General features: G+C 45.4%; 13 protein-coding genes and 2 tRNA genes. 14 read left to right on the top strand and 1 reads right to left on the bottom strand.

The window, feature by feature from the left end:
- Positions 1 to 9 precede the first annotated feature (9 nt).
- The 11 genes from HUU58_11715 to HUU58_11665 all read left to right on the top strand — a co-directional run bounded on the left by HUU58_11715 (position 10) and on the right by HUU58_11665 (position 13,060).
- Complete coding sequence (locus HUU58_11715) at positions 10 to 771, top strand: ABC transporter ATP-binding protein (protein ID NUN46336.1); 762 nt, start codon at positions 10 to 12, stop codon at positions 769 to 771.
- A 22-nt stretch (positions 772 to 793) separates the two neighbouring features.
- The gene (gene apbC / locus HUU58_11710; protein NUN46335.1) at positions 794 to 1,912 is read left to right on the top strand and encodes an iron-sulfur cluster carrier protein ApbC; all 1,119 of its coding nucleotides are present in this window, start codon (positions 794 to 796) and stop codon (positions 1,910 to 1,912) included.
- Positions 1,913 to 1,996: 84 nt separating this feature from the next.
- Positions 1,997 to 2,079: transfer RNA gene (locus tag HUU58_11705), tRNA-Ser, on the top strand.
- Between the two features lie 37 nt (positions 2,080 to 2,116).
- Positions 2,117 to 2,207, top strand: a tRNA-Ser gene (locus HUU58_11700).
- Between the two features lie 374 nt (positions 2,208 to 2,581).
- On the top strand, positions 2,582 to 5,152 hold the full coding sequence (locus HUU58_11695; GenBank protein NUN46334.1) for an ATP-dependent helicase: 2,571 nt from the start codon (positions 2,582 to 2,584) through the stop codon (positions 5,150 to 5,152).
- A complete protein-coding gene (locus tag HUU58_11690; protein NUN46333.1) occupies positions 5,149 to 5,991 on the top strand; it encodes a PD-(D/E)XK nuclease family protein in 843 nt (280 codons plus the stop codon). The genes HUU58_11695 and HUU58_11690 overlap by 4 nt, the downstream gene beginning before the upstream one ends.
- A 33-nt stretch (positions 5,992 to 6,024) precedes the next feature.
- Positions 6,025 to 7,884, top strand: coding sequence for a site-specific DNA-methyltransferase (locus HUU58_11685; protein ID NUN46332.1), 1,860 nt, complete (start codon positions 6,025 to 6,027; stop codon positions 7,882 to 7,884).
- Between the two features lie 11 nt (positions 7,885 to 7,895).
- Positions 7,896 to 8,918: a virulence protein RhuM/Fic/DOC family protein gene (locus HUU58_11680; GenBank protein NUN46331.1), complete on the top strand. Its 1,023-nt coding sequence runs from the start codon at positions 7,896 to 7,898 to the stop codon at positions 8,916 to 8,918.
- 5 nt (positions 8,919 to 8,923) lie between these two features.
- Complete coding sequence (locus tag HUU58_11675; GenBank protein NUN46330.1) at positions 8,924 to 11,902, top strand: DEAD/DEAH box helicase family protein; 2,979 nt, start codon at positions 8,924 to 8,926, stop codon at positions 11,900 to 11,902.
- 167 nt (positions 11,903 to 12,069) lie between these two features.
- The gene (locus tag HUU58_11670) at positions 12,070 to 12,582 is read left to right on the top strand and encodes a rhodanese-like domain-containing protein (GenBank protein ID NUN46329.1); all 513 of its coding nucleotides are present in this window, start codon (positions 12,070 to 12,072) and stop codon (positions 12,580 to 12,582) included.
- 10 nt (positions 12,583 to 12,592) lie between these two features.
- Positions 12,593 to 13,060, top strand: coding sequence for a DoxX family membrane protein (locus tag HUU58_11665; GenBank protein NUN46328.1), 468 nt, complete (start codon positions 12,593 to 12,595; stop codon positions 13,058 to 13,060).
- Here HUU58_11665 and HUU58_11660 read toward each other — a convergent pair.
- On the bottom strand, positions 13,034 to 17,221 hold the full coding sequence (locus HUU58_11660) for a S8 family serine peptidase (protein ID NUN46327.1): 4,188 nt from the start codon (positions 17,219 to 17,221) through the stop codon (positions 13,034 to 13,036). The two genes, HUU58_11665 and HUU58_11660, sit on opposite strands and share 27 nt — an antisense overlap.
- A 126-nt stretch (positions 17,222 to 17,347) precedes the next feature.
- On the opposite strand from HUU58_11660, the gene HUU58_11655 reads away from it, so the two are divergent.
- From HUU58_11655 to HUU58_11645, 3 genes are all read left to right on the top strand, one after another.
- Positions 17,348 to 18,025: a hypothetical protein gene (locus tag HUU58_11655; GenBank protein NUN46326.1), complete on the top strand. Its 678-nt coding sequence runs from the start codon at positions 17,348 to 17,350 to the stop codon at positions 18,023 to 18,025.
- Positions 18,026 to 18,040: 15 nt separating this feature from the next.
- Complete coding sequence (locus HUU58_11650) at positions 18,041 to 19,762, top strand: peptidylprolyl isomerase (protein NUN46325.1); 1,722 nt, start codon at positions 18,041 to 18,043, stop codon at positions 19,760 to 19,762.
- Between the two features lie 83 nt (positions 19,763 to 19,845).
- Positions 19,846 to 20,318: hypothetical protein (locus HUU58_11645; GenBank protein NUN46324.1), on the top strand; the 473-nt coding region annotated here is incomplete at its 3' end.

The following is a 20,318-nucleotide window of genomic DNA, read 5'->3' as shown; positions in this document are numbered from 1 at the left end:
AAAAAAAGTATGATCCAAGTTTTTGATTTATACAAATATTTCCGCGATAAAAAAATTCTCAGCGGCGTCAACCTCGAAATCGAGTCCGGTAAAGTTACGACCATTATCGGGCGCAGCGGTTGCGGTAAAAGTGTTTTGCTCAAACACATCGTCGGCTTATTGACACCGGACCGAGGGCGCGTTCTTATCGAAAATGAAGAAATAGGAAAACTGACGCGTGACGAACTTTCCGAAGTGCGAAAAAAAATGGGGCTCGTGTTTCAAAACGGTGCGTTATTTGATTCGATGACCGTCGAAGAAAATATCACTCTCGGTCTGTATGAGCATACCAAAATGAGCAAACAGGAAATGAGCGTCAAAGCTGCCAAATTGCTGGATATGGTCGGCTTGCCGGGTATTGAAAAATACAAACCATCCGAACTCTCGGGTGGTATGCGAAAACGCGTGAGCTTGGCCCGTGCGCTTGCCATGGATCCTAAATACGTACTGTATGATGAACCGACCACCGGTTTGGATCCCATCATGTCGGCGATCATTGATGACTTGATCGTGCGGCTCAATGAAGAACTCAAGATTACTTCTATCGTCGTCACGCATGATATGCGCAGTGTGTACACGATTTCTGATCGCGTGGCGATGCTGCACTACGGTCAGGTGCGATTTAACGGAACTATCGACCAACTGAAATCTACAAACGATCCCGTCGTCCAGCAGTTTATCGAAGGCCGCATCGAAGGTCCGATACAGCCGGTTTTGAAAGACGGTATATAAAACACCAGGAGCTCAGTAAAATATGTTGACGTCAGAGCAAGTATTGGCTGCATTGAAAATAGTACAAGATCCCGATTTGCATAAAGACATCGTATCGCTCGGATTTGTAAAAGACATCGTCATTGACGGCGGTAAAGTGGCGTTCAAGATCGAATTGACCACACCGGCTTGTCCCGTCAAAGATTTGCTCAAACAGCAAAGTCATGATGCCGTGGCTAAGATCAGCGGCGTGACCTCGGTGGAAATCACCATGACGTCGCGGATTCCGGCAAATAAAGGTTCCATGAACCAAAGTAATTTATTGCCCGGTGTTAAAAACGTCATTGCTGTAGCGAGCGGTAAAGGCGGTGTGGGAAAGTCCACCGTCGCGACCAATCTCGCGGTAGCGCTTGGTATGTTGGGTGCGAAAGTCGGATTATTGGACGCCGATATTTACGGGCCGAGTATTCCGCTGATGATGGGGACTTCGGAGAAGCCGGGTTCCACGGATGGTCAGCGTATGGACCCGATCCTGCATCACGGCATTCAGATGATGTCCATCGGATTTCTTATGCCGGAGGAGCAAGCGCTTGTATGGCGCGGTCCTATGGTCGCACAGGCGCTGACCCAGTTGATGCGCGATGTGGCCTGGGGCGAACTGGATTATCTGATCGTGGATATGCCGCCCGGTACAGGAGATGCGCAGCTTACGCTGTCGCAGGTTGTTCATCTTGTCGGCGCCGTCATCGTGACAACGCCGCAGGATGTCGCCCTCTTGGATGCCAAACGCGGCGTGGGGATGTTCCAAAAAGTCAATGTGCCGATTCTCGGTATTATCGAAAATATGAGTTATTATGTGTGCCCCAATTGTAATCACCGTACGGATATTTTTTCGCATGGGGGAGCGCAAAAGGCGGCTGAAAAATATGAAGTACCTTTTTTGGGTGAAGTGCCGCTGGATATCGAGACGCGTATGGCGGGCGATGCCGGTACGCCGATCGTTTTGGCGAAACCGGATTCGGTGAATGCCAAAGCTTTTATGCAGGTTGCGCGCAATCTGGCTTCTATGGTAAGCATTATTCACTACGGTACGGCGGAAGATCGGTCGAAGGCGTTGGGGCAGAAAACTTTTTTTGCTAATACACGCCTCAAAGTGATTTAAGCGAATAAATAGTTGACTGCAATGATGGTTTCACCTATATTGCGTCCCGTTTTTAAGACGGTAGGTAAATGGCCTTTTTGGAATGGAGGATTAGGCTAATTGGTAAGTCAGCAGTCTTGAAAACTGCCGTCCGAAAGGACTTGGGGGTTCGAGTCCCTCATCCTCCGCTGTTCTTTTGGATGTGATCCATATACGAATGCATTGGGAGAGGTGGCCGAGTGGCTTAAGGCAGCGGTTTGCTAAACCGCCATACGGTTGTAAAGCCGTATCGGGAGTTCGAATCTCCCCTTCTCCGCAAAAGCTCAGAGTAATCTGAGCTTTTTTTGTTGAGGGAGTAGATGTGAAACTCCAAAATTTAACTCTTTGTTCTTGCGAATAAACACCTTAAACAAGTCTATCGCTCATTAATATCCATTAAATGCAGTAGAATGATATAGAACTGAATAACAGCGTCATACAATTGAGAATAATCGTCTCGAAGTTGAATTCAAAAAAAAGACAACATGCGAAAAAACAATATTTGAGCGAAGTGCATTTAACGTAAAAGACAGTTCTGGCGGTTGCCGTGTGTGCAGCGCTTATGTTATACACCGTCCAAATCTATTGACATTTGATTCTAAGCGCATTACGTTTTTACACAAATCATAGCGATCAATTTTATTCTAAACGATGTCTCTGTCAATCGAAGAACTCTGGAAAATGAAAGATTTCAAGCCTAACGATAGTCAGCGGGAGGCTATCTTGTATGTTGACGGACCATTGTTTCTGGCGGCCGGTCCGGGGTCAGGCAAGACAAGGGTGCTTTTGTGGCGAACGTTGAATCTGATCGTATTCCATCAAGTCGATCCTCAGGAAATCTTCTTAAGCACCTTTACCGAAAAAGCGGCTTTTCAACTCAAAGAAGGCCTCATCGCTCTACTCGGATTGGTGACAAACAAGACCGGGAAGCCTTACGATATCTCAAAGATGTCTATCGGAACCGTGCATTCCATTTGTCAAAAACTCATTTCAGATAGGCGGCTTTCGAATGACGGACATCGTGCCCATCCGCCTGTCCTTCTCGACGAACTGGATCAGTATTTTCATGTGTATCGTGAGCATTGGCCTGAAATGATTAAACATGCAGGCTTCAAGGAAATTGAGGACGCCAATAGGGCTGTGAATCTCTATCTCAAGAACGGGAATAACGGCTCCCGACACGAGGCGACCACTAATGCGATAAGTTTCTTCAATCGTATGTCGGAGGAACTAGTGCGTCCGGCACATTTGAGGACAAAGGATGAGAGCCTGATCCAAATATCAAAAATGTATGATTATTATCTGAATTCTTTGGGGGCCAACAGAAAAATCAGATCCACTGATTTTTCTCTGCTTCAACAGGCCGCGTATGAGTCTCTTACCAAATCCGAAAATGGTCACAAAATCTTCAGGCACGTGATCATCGATGAATACCAGGACACGAATGCGATCCAGGAAAAAATCTATTTTCATCTTGCCAAGGGAAGTCAGAATATCTGCATCGTAGGTGACGATGATCAGGCGCTTTACCGGTTTCGCGGAGCGACGGTTGAAAATTTTGTCGAGTTTGAAGAGCGCTGCAAAAGTTATATCAAAGCAAAGCCTCGTCGAATAGATCTGGATATTAACTACAGGTCTCGCAAACGAATTGTCGATTTCTATACCAGTTTCATGGATCGCAATGACTGGAAAAAGGACGATGGCAAAGGATTTCACCGTATTGCAGATAAGAAGATCAAAGCTAAAAGTACGGATAAAGAACCCTCGGTCGCCGTGAGTTCCTTTCTGGAACCAGAACTTGTCTATGAAGAAATCGCGGCCTTTACGAAAAAATTGATCACATCGAAGAGGGTTTCCGACCCCAATCAGATCGCATTTCTTTTTCCTTCTCTAAAAACCAAAAAAGCAGCAGGACTAAAAGCGGCATTGGAAAACGTCGGCCTGTCTGTCTATGCGCCCCGTGCGGGGACTTTTGTTGAAGTAGAAGAAGCGGTGGCCATGTTCGGCCTATTCGCAAAAATACTGGGCCGTCCGGAAAGAACCCAAAGGCGGGGAAACCTGGCAAATTTTTTTGTTTTAATCGACGCCTATGAATCGAAGGCAGAAGAACTGATGAAGTCTGACGATGCCTTGAAAGAATACGTCAAAGACAAACAAAAAGAACTTGATCTGATCGGTGCTGACTACGATGCGCTGATGAATTATGCCAAACGAAAAAAGATTGATTTGAAAACCGAGTTCAAGTGGGACCCGATGGTGCGTGATATCCTGAGGATCGGAACATTGTCTGAACGGGCTCGAAAAATCATACAAAGCAAGGCTTTTGAGAATATTATCAAGAAACGTGAAGTAGCAAAACAACCCTTCCCGGTCCAATACATCTTCAACCGCATGACTTCAGTTGACTGGTCCGTTCTCGATCTTTTCTACCAACTTTGCGGTTTCAAGCATTTTAGAAAGATGTTCGATCTGGCAGAGCGGGGCTCCGACGAGGGTCCGATCTGCAATCTTGGCCTGATCTCGCAGTATCTTGCCCGCTTCATGGAAAAATATGCGACGGTCATTACGGCCGGTTATCTTTCAGAGAAGAAGTTCGTAAATAGTTTCTTTACGAGTTATCTCTATGCGCTCTTTCGTCTTGGCGAGTCGGAATACGAAGATGCCGATGATCCCTTTCCAAAAGGGCGCATTCCTTTTCTTACCATCCATCAGGCTAAGGGCCTTGAATTTCCGGTGGTTGTCCTGGGAAGCGTATTCAAAACGGAAAGGAAAGCTTCCCAGGTAGAACACATTGTTCGCGAATGCCTGAAAAAGGAAGGCGAGCCTCTTGACCGAATCAGCGTTTTTGACAACATGCGAACCTTTTATGTCGCTTTGTCCAGGCCTAAGAACCTGCTCATCATCCCAAGATACAAAGGAACAAAAGGAGCATCTCCGGTCTTTAAAGAAATTTTTGCCGAAGACCGCCTCCCGACGCTTAAAGAAATCGACATCAAAGCCCTACCGCAAGCTGTGGATGACCACGAGGACCTCGGAAAAGTTTATTCATACACGGGAGATTATCTTCTGTTCCAGAAGTGTCCAAGACAATATATGGTATTTCGAAAATACGGATTTGTTCCTTCCCGTTCCCAGACGATGTTTTTCGGAAGTCTTGTTCATAAGACGATTGAAGATCTTCATTATTTTCTGATCCAGCAGAGAGAAAGTCAAAAAGTATGACCGATCAAGAGATTGAAGAAAAAATAAAGGAATTTTTCGAAGAGAATCACGAGATGCTGGCGATGGAAGGCGGCCATGCACTGACCGCGGACAGCAAAGAATACGCTCTCAATCAGGTTCTCTACTATTTCAGAAAACTCAAAGATGTGGCCTCCAAAGTCACATCTACGGAAGTCAAGCTGACACTGCCGGACCAGAAAACGCCCAAAGGACGTGAATTTACCATCGAAGGCGTCGTGGATATCGTCAAAGAGGAAGGTGAGACGTGGATGTATGACATCAAGACGCACGATCCCGACTACATCCGCGGCAATATGGATTTCTACGAAAAGCAACTCAATGTCTATGCCCACATCTGGCAGGAACTCCGCGGCAATCCGCTTGACCATACCGCCGTCATCTCGACGGCCTATCCTGTGACGCTCCGCAATGCGCTCAATACCGGCAATCTGAGCGCCATCGAACGCGAATTGGCGGCATGGCAACCTTTAATACCTATTCCGTTCAAACAGCAGAACGTCAAAGAGACCATCACGGACTTCGGACGTGTCGTCGATCAGATCGAGGGAAAGGAATTTGAACCGCCAAAACTGAAAGTGCTAAAAGAGCCAATCCCCGGCACGAAGTCGCTTTTTGCGACACGGGTATGTCGTAACTGTGATGCACGATTCTCCTGTTCTTCGTATCGCGAATATGTGCTGAGCACCGGCGGGCGCAGCGCATCGCATTTCAAGAAATATCTCAATCAGATCGCCGACGATGTGGAACAGGAAGAATTCATCAATGCCAATCTGCAGGCTTCGCCGCCGCCGGAATCCATACCGGAAATAGCAGAATAGAAAATCTTAACCTTTAACGGATAATAAGAAATCATGCCTCACGAAAGACTACGACCCGGATTCGTCTTCGATGAAGAACGAATCAAGCAACTAAAACAAATCGCGCCCGAGGCCTTTGCCGACGGGAAGATCAACTGGGAGACGCTCAAAGAAGCGCTCGGTAACTACACGGAAGAAGACAATCCGGAGGTCGAACACTTCGGCCTCTTCTGGCCCGGCAAGAAAGAAGCCCGTAAACTCGCTTCCATTCCCAGCAAGGGCACACTCATCCCGTGTCCCGGCGAAGGCGTGGACGAAGAAACCACCCGCAATATCTTCATCGAAGGCGAAAACCTCGAAGTCCTCAAGATCCTCCAGAAAAGCTACGCCGGGCGTATCAAGATGATCTACATCGATCCGCCGTATAATACGGGCAACGACTTCGTCTATGAAGACGACTTCAAAGAACCTCTGGAAGAATACCTGCGCCGGACCGGACAAGTAGACGAAGAAGGAAAGCCAATGACGACAAATACGCGCGCCGACGGCCGCTTTCACTCGAAATGGCTCAGTATGATGTATCCCAGATTGAGGCTTGCTCGAAATTTGTTAAGGGATGATGGTTTGATTTTTGTTAGTATTGATGATAATGAGATCACAAATTTACGAACAATATTGAATGAACTTTTTGGTGAAGAACAGTTTCAATCACAAATTGTCTGGAAGAATAAGTATGGACCAGGAGCGCAGACAAAAGGAATAGGACGGCTTCATGAATATATACTTTGCTATTCCAAATCAAATATTGATGAACTGAGCTCAAATCTATCACCAGAAGAAATTGAACAATACAAGAACAAAGATAACAAGTATGAAACCCGTGGTGGCTACGTTACGCAACCATTGGCAACAAAAAGCAAAGATGACAGGCCTAATTTAGTCTATCCGTTAAAATGGAAAGGAAAAGAGATTTGGCCAGATAAACAGTGGATTTGGTCGAAGGAAAGACTTCTAAAGGCCATGGATAATGACGAAATTGTAATCAATGAATCTGACGGGAAATTTAGCGTACGCTTTAAACAATACCTTCGAGATGAAAACGGAAATATGAGAAAAGGGAAGCCTCTGTCGCTTATGGTATCTGGTCCATTTAATCAAGATGGAACTAAAGAAATTCGAGAATTATTTGGATTCGATGCTTTTGATTTTCCCAAACCGTCAGACCTCGTAAAGTTTTTGTTTTCAATTATGGTTAACAATACTGATGACAAAGATGGTATCTATTTGGATTTTTTTGCAGGCTCTGGAACCTCTGCTCACGCTCTAATGAGTCTAAATAATGAGGATAATGGAAAGAGAAGATATATTCTAGTCCAAATGCCCGAGGAAATTGATGATGATGATATAAGGAAAAAGTCACACTGTCAGACTATTTCTGATTTGGCTATTGAAAGAATTAAGAAAAGTAGTCAACAGTTTAAGAAACTAGCAAAGAAGAAAGATAACGATCTGGGCTTTCATTGTTTAAGGCTAGTAGAGTCAAATTTTAGATCATGGTCTGAATTTATTCCTTCTGACATGTTGAGTCTTGAGAAAACGTTTTTAGGTTTTGAAACTCCGTTATTGGATAACTGGGAACCTGAAAATCTTATACTTGAAATTATCTTGATTGAAGGTTTTTCTCTTGATAGTAAAATTGACGTTTTAAAAAGGTACAGAAAGAATAAAATTTATGAAATTTTGTCCGATTTCTGCGACCACAAGTTGCTAGTGTGCTTAGATAACAAAGTGTATAAGGACACCATTGAAGAAATTAAGTTGGATGAGAAAGATGTTTTCATTTGCCTCGACAGCGCCATATCGGACTCGGATAAGGTGAGGTTGTCCGATATGGGTGTTTTGAAGACGATATAAAGTAAGATATTATGAAAGATAAAGTCATCAATCTCAATAAAAGCGGTGAAATCGTTTTCTATCGGGACTCAGACAGTTCCCGTGAGGTCGAAATCACATACCGTGACGAGACTATCTGGCTGACACAAAGTCAGATTGCCGATGTTTTCGGCACAGAAGTTCCGGCAATTAATAAACATATAAGAAACATTATTTCTTCGGGAGAATTGAAGCCTGGAGCAACTATTTCCAAAATGGAAATAGTTCAATCCGAAGGCCGGAGACGAGTGAAACGAGAGGTTGCCTTTTACAGCCTTGACATGATAATTTCTGTAGGCTATCGAGTCAATTCCAGAAAAGCGACTCAGTTTCGAATCTGGGCAAATCGTGTACTCAAGGAGCATATTCTACGCGGGTATACGCTTAATGAGCAAAGGCTTAAGGATCAGGCAAAGAATATGGCCGAGCTCCAGAAGGCGATTGACCTGATACAGCGGTCCGCTAAAGAGACCGATCTGAAACTTCAGGAAGCTCGGGGCCTTTTGGAAGTACTGACCGGCTACACCCGCACATTCACACTTCTCAACCAATTTGACAAACAAACCCTTGCTGCTGACGACGTCCATCGGCAGATTACGTTTGTCTTACGTTATGACGAAGCCCGGTCTGCCATTGACGAATTGAAGAATTCCCTGCTCGCCGCCAAAGACGCATCGGATCTTTTTGGGCGTGAAAAAGACGATAGCTTTAAAGGAATTCTCGGCAGTGTCGTTCAGACCTTTGACGGAAAGTATTTATATCCGAGCATCGAAGAGCAAGCCGCACACCTGCTCTACTTTGTGATCAAGAACCATCCTTTTATCGACGGCAATAAACGCATCGGGTCGTTTTTGTTTGTCTGGTTCCTGAATCGGAATATGCATTTGCTGCGTAAATCCGGTGAACAAAAGATCAATGACAACGCGCTGGTGGCGCTGGCCCTCCTTGTCGCTCAAAGCGACCCATCCCAGAAAGATATCATGATCACACTCATCATCAATCTCATCAACCAGTAAGACGCATGTCCAATCTCATTCGTTTCAAATTTGATCCCAATCAGTCGCATCAGAAGACGGCCGTTGATAGTGTCTTGAAGCTTTTCGACGGGCTTTCCGATCACGCCAATGGTTTTCAGATGGGCGCCGATGTCGTGCCGAATATGCCGGAAGGGCATGCGCTCGACGAATCTTTCGTTTTCGATAATCTTGTCGCTATTCAAAATAGCAATGAAGTTCCTCGGAATATGACGCTTGACGTGGATGAGGGGCTCGTTCTTGATGGTGTCGGCTCTGATTCCTGGCGTTATCCGTCTTTCACCATCGAGATGGAGACGGGCACGGGTAAGACGTACGCCTATCTTCGGACCATTCATGAGCTCCGTAAAAACTTCGGTTTCCGTAAGTTCGTCATCGTCGTTCCCAGCATCGCCATCTACGAAGGCGTCATCAAGTCCTTCCAGATCACGCGGGAGCACTTCAAGACGCTCTACAGCAATGAAACCGTTCACCTCATCGAATACGACGGCCAGCAGATCAGCAAACTGCGAGGCTTTGCGACGTCGTCTTTCACGGAAATCCTGATCATCACGGTCGATTCATTTAATAAATCAAGCAATGTCATCTTCAAGCCGACGGAGAAATTGCCCGGTGAATGGCGTCCGTACCAATACATTCAGGAAACGCGGCCCATCCTGATACTGGACGAAGCCCAGAATTACCTGAGCCAGAAGTCAAAAGAAGCTTTGCGGACTTTGCATCCTCTTTTTGCGCTTCGATACAGCGCGACGCCGGTAGAGAAACCGAACCTGATCTATCGTCTGAGCCCGGTGGATGCCTTTAAGATGAACCTCGTGAAACGGATTCAGGTTTACGGTATTCGTGAAGAGGAGAATCTGAATGAGGGGCAGACGTCGCTGGCATTGCAATCCATACGATACAGTTCCGGCCTGAAGGCTAAATTGCGTTTGATGATCATTGAAAAAGGTCTGAAGCGCGAGAAAGAATTGGAAGTCGAGAAGGACGATGATCTTTTCCGAAAAACGAAAAACGAATCGCATAGAGGGATCGTTGTCGATGAGATCGACAAGAAGAACGGCGTGGTCGTTTTCTCGAACGGCCAGCGCCTCCTGCTGAATGAACCCGGTGAAGTTAATCTTTCCAGAGAGGAGATTTTCCGAATTCAGATCGAAGAGACGATCAAGCAACACATGCAAAGGCAGGCGGAACTTGCCAACAAAAAAATCAAGGTTTTGACGCTGTTTTTTATCGACCGAGTCGCCAATTATACAGAAGAAAATGGTTTGATACGGCTTTTGTTTGATAAAGCGTTCCATCGTTTACGAAAAGGAAATTCCTTTTTCGAAAATCTGAAGCCCGAAGACGTGAGGCAGGCTTATTTTGCGAAGAAGGCGACGAAGAAAGGCGAAGAAATCGTCGTAGATACTTCCATTGAAGAAGAAAAGAAAACGAAAGAAGAAAAAGAACTTGAGAAGGCGGCGTATGAACTGATCATGAAGGACAAAGAACGCCTCTTGTCTTTCGACGAGAAGGTTTGTTTTATCTTTGCCCATTCGGCTCTCAAAGAAGGCTGGGATAATCCGAATGTATTCCAGATATGTACGTTGAATAATACGCAGTCGGAAATGAAGAAGCGGCAGGAAATCGGGCGAGGATTGCGATTGTGCGTCGATCAGACCGGAGAGCGAATTCAGGACGAATCCGTGAATATCCTGACCGTCGTCGCCAATGAGAGTTATGAGAACTACGTCAGCAATTTGCAGATGGAGTATCGCGAAAGCGGGGATGCGGTGCCTCCGTCCCCCTCCAATGCCCGCCACGGTTTGGCCAAACGAAACGACAAGATTTACAGAAGCAAAGAATTTCGTGAATTCTGGGAAAAACTCTCACGCCGAACTTCGTACGATATAAAGGTGAACACGAAAGAACTCATCGAACAATGTGTCACCAAACTGAATTACGCCGACTTTCCAGAACCGCGGATCTCCATCACAAAGGGGAAGTTTGTAATTACACACATTTGTTTAAAGCTTCTGGAAGTGAAAGTCAAATTGGCCAAGATCGAAATTGACATTTCCGATACGAGAGGGCAAAAGACAACGGCGTCACGCTATTTTGATGTGCGCGATGATTTGTCAAAACTGGCCAAAGACGAAAGACTGAGGGGCTTTAAGATTCTGAAGATCATTCAGGAAGGATCGGATTCGTCCGTAGAATTCGACAACGGACAAAAGTTAACCAGAGCTCAGCCTATCGCGTGGGATTCTACCGAAGGTCAACACATTGATGAGAAGACTGTCCGGGAAGCGGAGACGACGTATCCCGTATTCAATCTGATCGATCGTGCCGCCAAGGAAACGACGTTGACGAGACATACGATATTAGAAATCTTCAAACAGATGAAAGAGGCAAAGAAGAAATTGATTTTCAGGAATCCGGAAGGATTCGCCGGAGTATTCATTACCATCATTCGCGATATGCTCGCTGACCATATTGCGGGAAACATTGAATACGCCGTGAATAACGCCCCACAAAACGAAAGCATCGACGAGATATTTCCTCCAACCAAAAAATATGTTCAAAAAGAACTGATGAACGGAACGAAGACTTCGCTTTACGACGTGATACAGTTTGATTCGGACGTGGAACGACGTTTTGTCGAAAACCGCGTGATGCCCGATGACGAGTACGGCAAGATCCTTTGCTATTTCAAGTTCCCGGGCAACTTCAAAATCGGACTTCCTAAGATCATCGGAAACTATAATCCCGATTGGGGTATCATTAGGCTTTCGGAAGACGGAAAGTACAAGTTGCAGTTGGTTCGTGAAACCAAAGGAAACATGGACCCGAACCTTCTTCAATTTAAGAACGAAAAGCGTAAGATCGATTGCGCCAAGAAGCATTTCAAGATCATCGGCGTTGACTACCGGCAGGTCACAGACGAAAAGCCCTTCAAGTGGTGGGAGAGTGAGGAAATATCGTAGAGCTCAAAAATAAGCCGACCAATAACCCGATAATTTGTGAACTCGTGTCGAATGGGACAAGATAGCGGATCAACTAATGCTCTGTCCTAGTATATTTTCTTCATCCCGCAACTTGCCAATGTACAAACGCTCGCGTACATTAGTTCATAACTGCGGGAGGCCAACCTATGCATTTCCGTTCCACTCTTTTTCGTATGATGATCCTCGCGATTTCCAGTTTGTCAGTCGGCATTGCATTTAATCAATGGCACAGCAGTGGTTTCGCATGGGATAAATTGATACGCCGCGACCATTCGAAAACTTATATGCGTATGCCGCGTCAGGATGCATCCAAGTTGCAAAGACTGTCACTGGACGAAGCCTATACGCTTTTTAAAACCAAAGCCGGATTATTTGTGGACGCGCGCCAGGAAGCGATTTTCAAATTGGCTCATATCCAGGACGCCGTGTCGTGCTATTATAGCCGCGCAAAGGAACTGCCCATAGTCAAAGAATGGGAAAAAAACAAAACATTGATAACCTATTGCGGCGGCCCGCGCTGTGATCAGGCCGGCCGTCTCGCCATGCAGTTGATCGAAATGGGTTTTACCAATGTTTTTGTTTTTACCGGCGGTATGGAAGAATGGCGTACTGCCGGTTATCCGATCGAAGAAAAAAAACGCAGCACTAACCCTGAATAAAAAAATAATTATGGCTTGGAAAAGTCATATAAAAACCGCGTTACGTTTAATTCTCGGCATCGTATTTTGTTATGGTGCCTTAGAAAAAATCACATCGCCATACGCCTTTGCCGCCGCGATAGACGGCTATCGTATTTTACCCGCCGTGGTGACACCGATTTCAGCCGTCTGGCTAGCGTGGCTGGAGTTATTCATCGGTATAGCACTCATGGTCGGATATTGGACTCGCGCGGCCGCCGGATGGGCCATCCTACTTTTGAGTATATTTATTTTTGCTATCACCTCAGCGCTCATACGCGATCTGGTTATACCGTGCGGATGCTTTGATGTGAATGATCCGGATGAAGTGATAGGTTGGAAAAAAATAGCCGAAGATGGTGTTTTACTGATAATCGCGGTGTATGTTTTTATATCGCCGTATGCGCGGTGGGCATTATCAAAAGAAGAACGTCTATCGTACGACAGCAAACTTTCCTAACTTTTTCTTTCCCGACACGACCGCTTCATATATATACACGCCGGATGAAATTCTCTTGCCGTTCGTATCCTTTAAATCCCATCGCACTCCGCCGTCATTTCCGCTTTCGGCAATCTGTTTTATAAATCGTCCGTCAACAGAATAAATTCGTACCACGGTTTTATCGGGAATACCTGCGAAGGTGATATAAGGCGGATCTATATCGGCGCGATGGGGATTAGGATACACAAACGGATCACCTAATTTTTCAACGCTGAATAATAATCCGGCACGATAACCAAAAACAGAATCAATCGGATATCCTTCGCTGTCCTTGACGCCGTGTGCGTCTATCGTAAAAGCTAAACCGATCGGGCCTAAATATTTTTTACCTTCAACGTCCAGAAATACTTCCGTATTGGATGACAAAGGAACAATACTCGCCGAGACAATTGAAAAATCATAATTCATACGATACGCCGAGGTGAGTGTCGCTGTAGCGATGTCCACGGATTTATTAAAAACCAAACGAATGCGGTTGCGGCCTTCGTATGTCGCCCGCACGACGTACAAAGGTGTGCGTGGTGTAACTCCGTCATACAAAAACGTACGGGAGGCGGTGTCCGATGGCGTGCCATCGGTATCGTGCTGCGAATAAAAAAACAATCGGTGCGAACCGGATACAACTTGCGTAAAGTGAAGCATCACGGCTTGTCCGCCTTCGACAGGTATCGCGCTCGCCGGATAATATCGGTCATCCAACAGGTAACGAAAATTCTGACTCAGGCTTTCGTTGTTGATCGGTTCAGAAAATCGGGCTCGAATAAAATTGGCATTATACATTTCGACCGACACAACCGATGGTTTCGGATTGGGGCGCACAAAAAAAAGACCGGATACACCGGATGAAGCGTTGCCGTAGCGCGCTTGCACTCTGTAGTAGTACGGTTTGTTTTTTTGAACGGCTGAATCGGCCCATGCTTCGGCGTTAGCCGCGATCGTAGCGATAAGTGCTAGCGTATCTGCATGCGTGCCTCGAAAAATGAGCAGCGAATCTAAACCCGGGCGCATTTGCCATTGTATTTGAATGCGATCGGTATCGGATGGAAATATGGCCAACGCGGAGGGCAATTCGTAGGCGGTCAGATCTTGTAGAACAAATCGGCGTGTAGCCGTGCCATCACCGATGTACAGTTCGGAAAATCCGTCATGATTTGCATCCGCCGCAGCGATAGTATTGCTTAGTACATGATCGCTATGCCAATACCACACATACTGCTGACTTGATGCATCGTAAGTCAGGATATAGGCATACGGATACAAAGACAATAATAAATCCGGGCGTTGATCGTTATTGATATCCTGCGACGAAGCGCCGGATGGAAATTGTGCTAACGGCGCATACCCATAAAAATATTGTTCCCATGCGATGGTGTAAGAGTTATTTCCGGTAGTTTTGTATATGCGCCATAACCAATAACTGTTGACGGCTTCGCTTTCGGAAGAAGGATCTTCCGAGTGAACGCCGACGGCGAATTCCGGAAATCCGTCCCCGTCGAAATCACCGCTCTCCAAGAACGCATTGGCATCCACACCGTACAACGAATCGCTCCAAATCAACGCCGCCGAGTTTCCGTTTAATTCGTAGATGAAAATATTTCCGTCGTAATCACCGAGGAGAATTTCTTGATGGCCGTCATGATCAAAATCGCCGACGGCCGAACCGGGAACACCGACCAGATTACCACCGTCGGTCGGATTGGTGAGCGTTTGCCAGGTTGTCCAAGATGAAGCCGTATTTTTTCGTATTTGATAAGTGCTTCCTTTTTTTCCGATCAATTCAGGTAAACCGTCGCCGTCCATGTCGGCAAACCGCGATCCCCAGAAATCGTTGGAATCTTTATACGTTCGTGAAATCGGTAAGCCGGTTGCGTTCACGCTTTCGTACACGACGGTGGATGATCCCATACCGGCGAGTAATCGCATTTTACCGCCGGACGCGCTGTCATCTATGTCGCGGGGTACGCCGTTGGAAATATAATCATGAACTAAAGAAACAGGATGGCCGCTCGTTCCTGAAAATTCATACGTGCGTAACCACGCAAATTCTCCGGCGTTATTATACGTATTCACCGTCAATTCCGGTTTTCCGTCGTTATCCATATCGGTAGAACGGGGATACAAATAGGCGGCGGGCATTTTGAAAGAAGTGTCTATTTGAAATGCCGAAACCGGCAATTCCGTTTGCGTGAGATTGAGCGGATAATAACCTCCGTTATTATCATAATACGCGGTATCTCCGGCCGCGTTGATCACTTCGATAGCGGCTTCATACGGGCCTCTGAAGTCGGATGTGCTGATGAAAATACTGTGATTTTGTGAAAGCGTTTTGATGGGCAAAGGAAATCCCGATTCCGATGAACCGGCGATGCGTAATCGTACATAACTTTCGCACAAATCATCCGTTTGGAACTGAATATGATACCCTGCATATTTGCCATACAACATAGGGCGCACTACGAAGTCCGAGATCGCCGGCGCGGTATGATCAATAAAAAAACGATTCACCGTTTCGTTTAACGAGCCGTCTTTGTTAGTCACTTCGAGTCGCAGCGAATAGGTTCCGGGTGAATAATCACTTATATCCAAATCGGTGAGCACATCATTGACAAACGCATGATTTTCCGACGACGCGACTTCCGTCCACGAAGAAGGGTTAGTGCCGCTACCGATCAACAGCCGGACGGACGCCATAAAACGACCGGCCGCAGTAATGCGGATAGAGATGTTATTTCCGTGAACGCCCTGATTTTGCGCGGGGTAATGAATAGCGACACCTGTACCGCCGATAGACAGCAGCGCGCGTTGGGCATGGATACGACCATGCCCATAGTACGGTTCCCAACCGATTTCTCCGATATCTTCGGCGCTTTGCTGTAACGTCGCACGTACATCATTGCGGGAAAGTGTGCTATCCAGCGACAGCATCAGCGCGGCCAAACCCGATACCAAGGGGGCCGAAGCCGAAGTGCCTGAAAAAAAACGATACCCGCTGTCCGTTGCTGTCGTTAGAATATCTACGCCCGGTGCGGCCACGTCAATACGCGTACCGTAATTTGAGAAACCGGCAAAAAAATCGTCTTTGGCGGTAGCGCTGACACCGATGACATCATCAAATGATGACGGATAATGCAGTGCAGAGCTGGACGAATTGCCGGCGGAAGCGACGATCACGACATCGCGATCGCACGCGTAGCGTATCGCATCACGCAATAAAGGTCCGTATTCCCGGTCGCCAAAACTGCAGTTGATAATTCGGGCGCCGTTATCCGCTGCGTAAACGATAGCCCGCGCCACATCGTCTTCTTCGAGAAAACCTGATTTCCCGCCGGCGCGCAGATTCATGACACGGCATCCGAACGCCATACCGATCACGCCGGTTTTATTATTGCCGGTAGCGGCGGCTATGCCCGCTACGGAAGTGCCGTGCCCGTTTTCGTCGGAAGGATCATTGTCTTCATCCGTGGCATCGCCGTCGCCTGCGAGCGCAGGGGCGTCAACAAAATCCCACCCTTGCCAGTCGTCGGCATATCCATTGTTATCATCGTCTATACCGTTGGATTTTTTGTCGTTTCCCCATGCGTCGGTTCCCATCTCACCGGCATTACGATAGATCTGAGCGGTAAGGTCGGGATGATCGTATTCGATGCCGGAATCTATAATCCCAATAATGATACCGGGGCGGCCTTGCGTAAGAGCCCAGGCTTTTTTAGCAGCGGTGCGTTGTATCCAATAAAGGCTGTCGGCGAGCGGGTCATTGATACGTACATTGTCCAATCGAAAAAGATGATTGATCGTAACGTATTCAATATCAGACTGTGCGGACAAGTTGGCGATCCAAGAGTTTATTTCATCGGAGGTAAGGTTCGGTGCAAGTTGTATTATGTAGGTGTCATCAAAAAAAGTATGATTATTGTTGGAAGCGGAGCCGATATGGATCGGTTCTTTAGTGCCGGTTTGGATACGCTGTATCCATGCTTTGCGGTCTTCGATTGTTTTGGATAATTGACTTTTCGGTCGAAATTTTACAATAAGTGATGAAGGATGCGATGCGTTTTGGGCACGAGCTGAAAAAGCGACAACGGTGTGAAAAAATAATATAGCAATCAATATATAGCGCATGAAATATTATACTAAAAGACACGGGACGGTGCAACGTAATTGCGCTTGATAGTTCTATTTCACAACGATATATTCCTCGGCTTTAAAAAATCGAATTGCCATAGTTAAACTAATAGAGGATATATTGTGCATTTTGAATACTCAGATCTTGTAACCATCGGGCTGCTGGTCTTACTGGAAGGTTTGCTCAGCGCCGATAATGCGATCGTTTTAGCGGTTCAGGTGTTGCCGTTACCGCCGGATGAACAAAAGAAAGCGTTGCGGTATGGTATTATCGGAGCGTTTGTATTTCGTATCATCGCCGTATTATTGGCATCCTATCTGATCAATATGCCGGTGGTGAAGATCATCGGAGGAATTTATTTGTGCTGGCTCGCCTTGGACCACTTTCGTAAGCACGGTGAAGATCAAACGCAACGCACACCTAAGGCCAAACAATTTTTTGGTTTGTCGGCATTCTGGAGCACGGTGATTGCCGTTGAGTTGACGGATATTGTTTTTTCCGTGGATTCGATTTTAGCTGCGGTAGCCTTGTCTAACAAGCAGTGGGTTGTCGTTACGGGCGGTATCATCGGAATTATCACGATGCGGATGGTTGCGGGTGTTTTTTTGCAAGTGATAAAAAAATATCCGCGCTTGGTTGACGGTGCCTATATCATCGTATTTCTGATCGGGGCCAAATTATTTGCCGAGTACTTTAATATGCATGTTTCAAAGATTGTTCTCTTTGGAACCATTTTCCTGATCATGATTATCAGTATTTTATGGTCCAACATGGATAAAAAGAAACAGATTAATCATTAAACCTAAGCTCAAATTATGATGGCCACAAAAAAAATTTTCATTCCCGTTTTGATTTTACCGTTTGTGTTGATATGCCTCGTATCAGGCTGCACTTCACCGGTCAATAATAATGTCCATGTCATCGCAAAAATAGGAACCGTTGACAGTATAACGGCAAAAGAATTTGAGATGGAATTGGATTTTTTAAACGAAAACGGAGATTTTATCGCTGATTACCAAAGTATTCATTCAGCTCTGAATACTATGATCACGAAACGACTGATGGCTATTTACACGCAAGAGTTAGGGCAAGATAGTGTTGCCAAGTATGATGAAATCAAGAAACAATTGCATGCCGAATTTGAAGAACGTTGCTTCAATGACTTTCTATATAAGAACTATATCAATGTGTCATACGCGAACAGATTCTATAAATACCAAAATCGTCCTGTCTTTTTGCAATTCATAAACATTTATTATTCCGACAATCAGCGCGATGCAGAGAACACGAGCAATCGCACACAAAACCAAGCACGGCTGCTAATAGACTCTTTGTATTATATTACTAGTCCTCAGAATTTCGGAGAAATAGCGAATACGTATTCGGAATACAAAACAAGGAAAACAAGGCAAGCTTCAAAACCTGAAAGAATTCCACATAATCTGTTGCCAATAACCCTAGAGAAGGCCTTGTTCGCGGGGGCTTCGGATGAAATTTCGCGACCGGTTGAAATTCCTAACGGATACACTATTATGAGGATAGTTAATTTACCAGACTCCAATAAGGTCACATTGACTCCAAAAAAGCTATCGGCGGTGAGGAAACAGGCGTCTGAAAAGCTGCAAATAAAAGACGTGTTCTTTTTGAATCAAATAAAAGAGGATTTTGCAGATACATTGTTTAGCAGATTGAATGTGGTCTTTCGTGATTCGTCCGTAGCGTCAATTTTAAACCAAATTAGGTCCAATAAAAGCACAAAAGATTTAGAAGATATTGTCCTTACAAGTATTGGTAGCAGGCCGATTCTTAAGGGCGACTATCTAAAGCCGTTGATCAAGGAGATGGAGCTTTCGCGACCGGAAAATATGAATGGCCTTCTATTGAGTATTAAAAATGAAACAGTACGACTATTGTTAGTGGACTCACTTAACCAAGTTGCAATGAAAGATCCTCAACGTTATGAGTTTCTTCTAAAGAGAATAAAGCTGGACCGCTTAGAAATGAATACGGAAGCTCATATCTATAGCCTTATACAAATTGACGAACAGAAACTTCAACAATTTTATTCCGATCATCGGCTTGACTTTGTTAAATCCGGTTCATTGCAATATTCTGAATTAAGAACGCTTTCATATAAATCGGCTCTTCAGTGTATTGATGAATTAAACAATGGCGTTCGATTTGAAGCGGTATCTGAAAAGATAAACAGCAAAGTTACGATTCCTTCTGAAAGGGTTCATTTTTCTAATGACGGCCAAATACAAGGCAGGCCGCTAACGGTTCTTCACAGAAAACTATTAAAATTAGATGTAAATGAGAATACGCCTATTGTTCCCAATGAGGACGGTAGTTATTCGATTGGCGTGGTAAAAGAAATTAAACCCGATCAATTGCCCATATCCTTTGAACAAGCAAGAGATGATACTAAGTCAAAACTTTGGGTGGCTGAACGAAATAAAATAATGAACGGCTTAATTAGCGATTTAAAACGCCGTTATCCTGTAACTATAAATTGGAATGGTGCATATCAACCGTGAGGATATTGCTTTTCACAAAAATGAGATGTCATCTCATACGACATAAAATACTGATTGGGTTCGGGTTTATATTGATGACCGGTATGTCGTCATGTTCGGGCGAGAAGGATTACCTTGCGCGCGTCAATCAGGCGAAATTGAAAGAGCATGATATGGTCGCCTTGCATTCGTCAGTACAGTTATCGCCGGCGCTACGTGAAAAGTTAATTCAGGACTGGGTGGATCAGGAAGCGCTTTATCATGCGGCGTTGAAAGCGGGTATCGACAAAGATCAAGCTTTCGTAACGCAAATGGAAAAGTTGCGGCGTGAAATCCTTGTTCAAAAATTTATAGATAACGATTTAGAACAAAGTGTAACCATTTCGACGTCGGAAATAGAGCGTTATTACAGTGAGCATCCCGGAGAATTCATCTATCCGGATGATCACATTCGGGTGCAGTATTTCTGGACAAAAAATCGAAATAAAATCCGCGATATCAGTGTAAAGTTTGCCACGATGTCGCGCCTTCGTAAACGCGATTTTATGGAAATTATTGCGCCGACGGCCGATGACAG

This window comes from bacterium, from assembly GCA_013360215.1.
In the GTDB taxonomy this organism is placed as follows: domain Bacteria; phylum CLD3; class CLD3; order SB21; family SB21; genus JABWCP01.
The sequence above is the reverse complement of the archived record's forward strand: the minus strand, read 5'-3'. Positions and strand labels throughout refer to the sequence as shown.

Excerpts from the sequence above, each read along its gene's own strand:
- HUU58_11715 (NUN46336.1), top strand. The coding sequence starts at position 10 with ATGATCCAAGTTTTTGATTTATACAAATATTTCCGCGATAAAAAAATT.
- apbC (NUN46335.1), top strand. The coding sequence starts at position 794 with ATGTTGACGTCAGAGCAAGTATTGGCTGCATTGAAAATAGTACAAGAT.
- HUU58_11695 (NUN46334.1), top strand. The coding sequence starts at position 2,582 with ATGTCTCTGTCAATCGAAGAACTCTGGAAAATGAAAGATTTCAAGCCT.
- HUU58_11690 (NUN46333.1), top strand. The coding sequence starts at position 5,149 with ATGACCGATCAAGAGATTGAAGAAAAAATAAAGGAATTTTTCGAAGAG.
- HUU58_11685 (NUN46332.1), top strand. The coding sequence starts at position 6,025 with ATGCCTCACGAAAGACTACGACCCGGATTCGTCTTCGATGAAGAACGA.
- HUU58_11680 (NUN46331.1), top strand. The coding sequence starts at position 7,896 with ATGAAAGATAAAGTCATCAATCTCAATAAAAGCGGTGAAATCGTTTTC.
- HUU58_11675 (NUN46330.1), top strand. The coding sequence starts at position 8,924 with ATGTCCAATCTCATTCGTTTCAAATTTGATCCCAATCAGTCGCATCAG.
- HUU58_11670 (NUN46329.1), top strand. The coding sequence starts at position 12,070 with ATGCATTTCCGTTCCACTCTTTTTCGTATGATGATCCTCGCGATTTCC.
- HUU58_11665 (NUN46328.1), top strand. The coding sequence starts at position 12,593 with ATGGCTTGGAAAAGTCATATAAAAACCGCGTTACGTTTAATTCTCGGC.
- HUU58_11660 (NUN46327.1), bottom strand. The coding sequence starts at position 17,221 with ATGCGCTATATATTGATTGCTATATTATTTTTTCACACCGTTGTCGCT.
- HUU58_11650 (NUN46325.1), top strand. The coding sequence starts at position 18,041 with ATGATGGCCACAAAAAAAATTTTCATTCCCGTTTTGATTTTACCGTTT.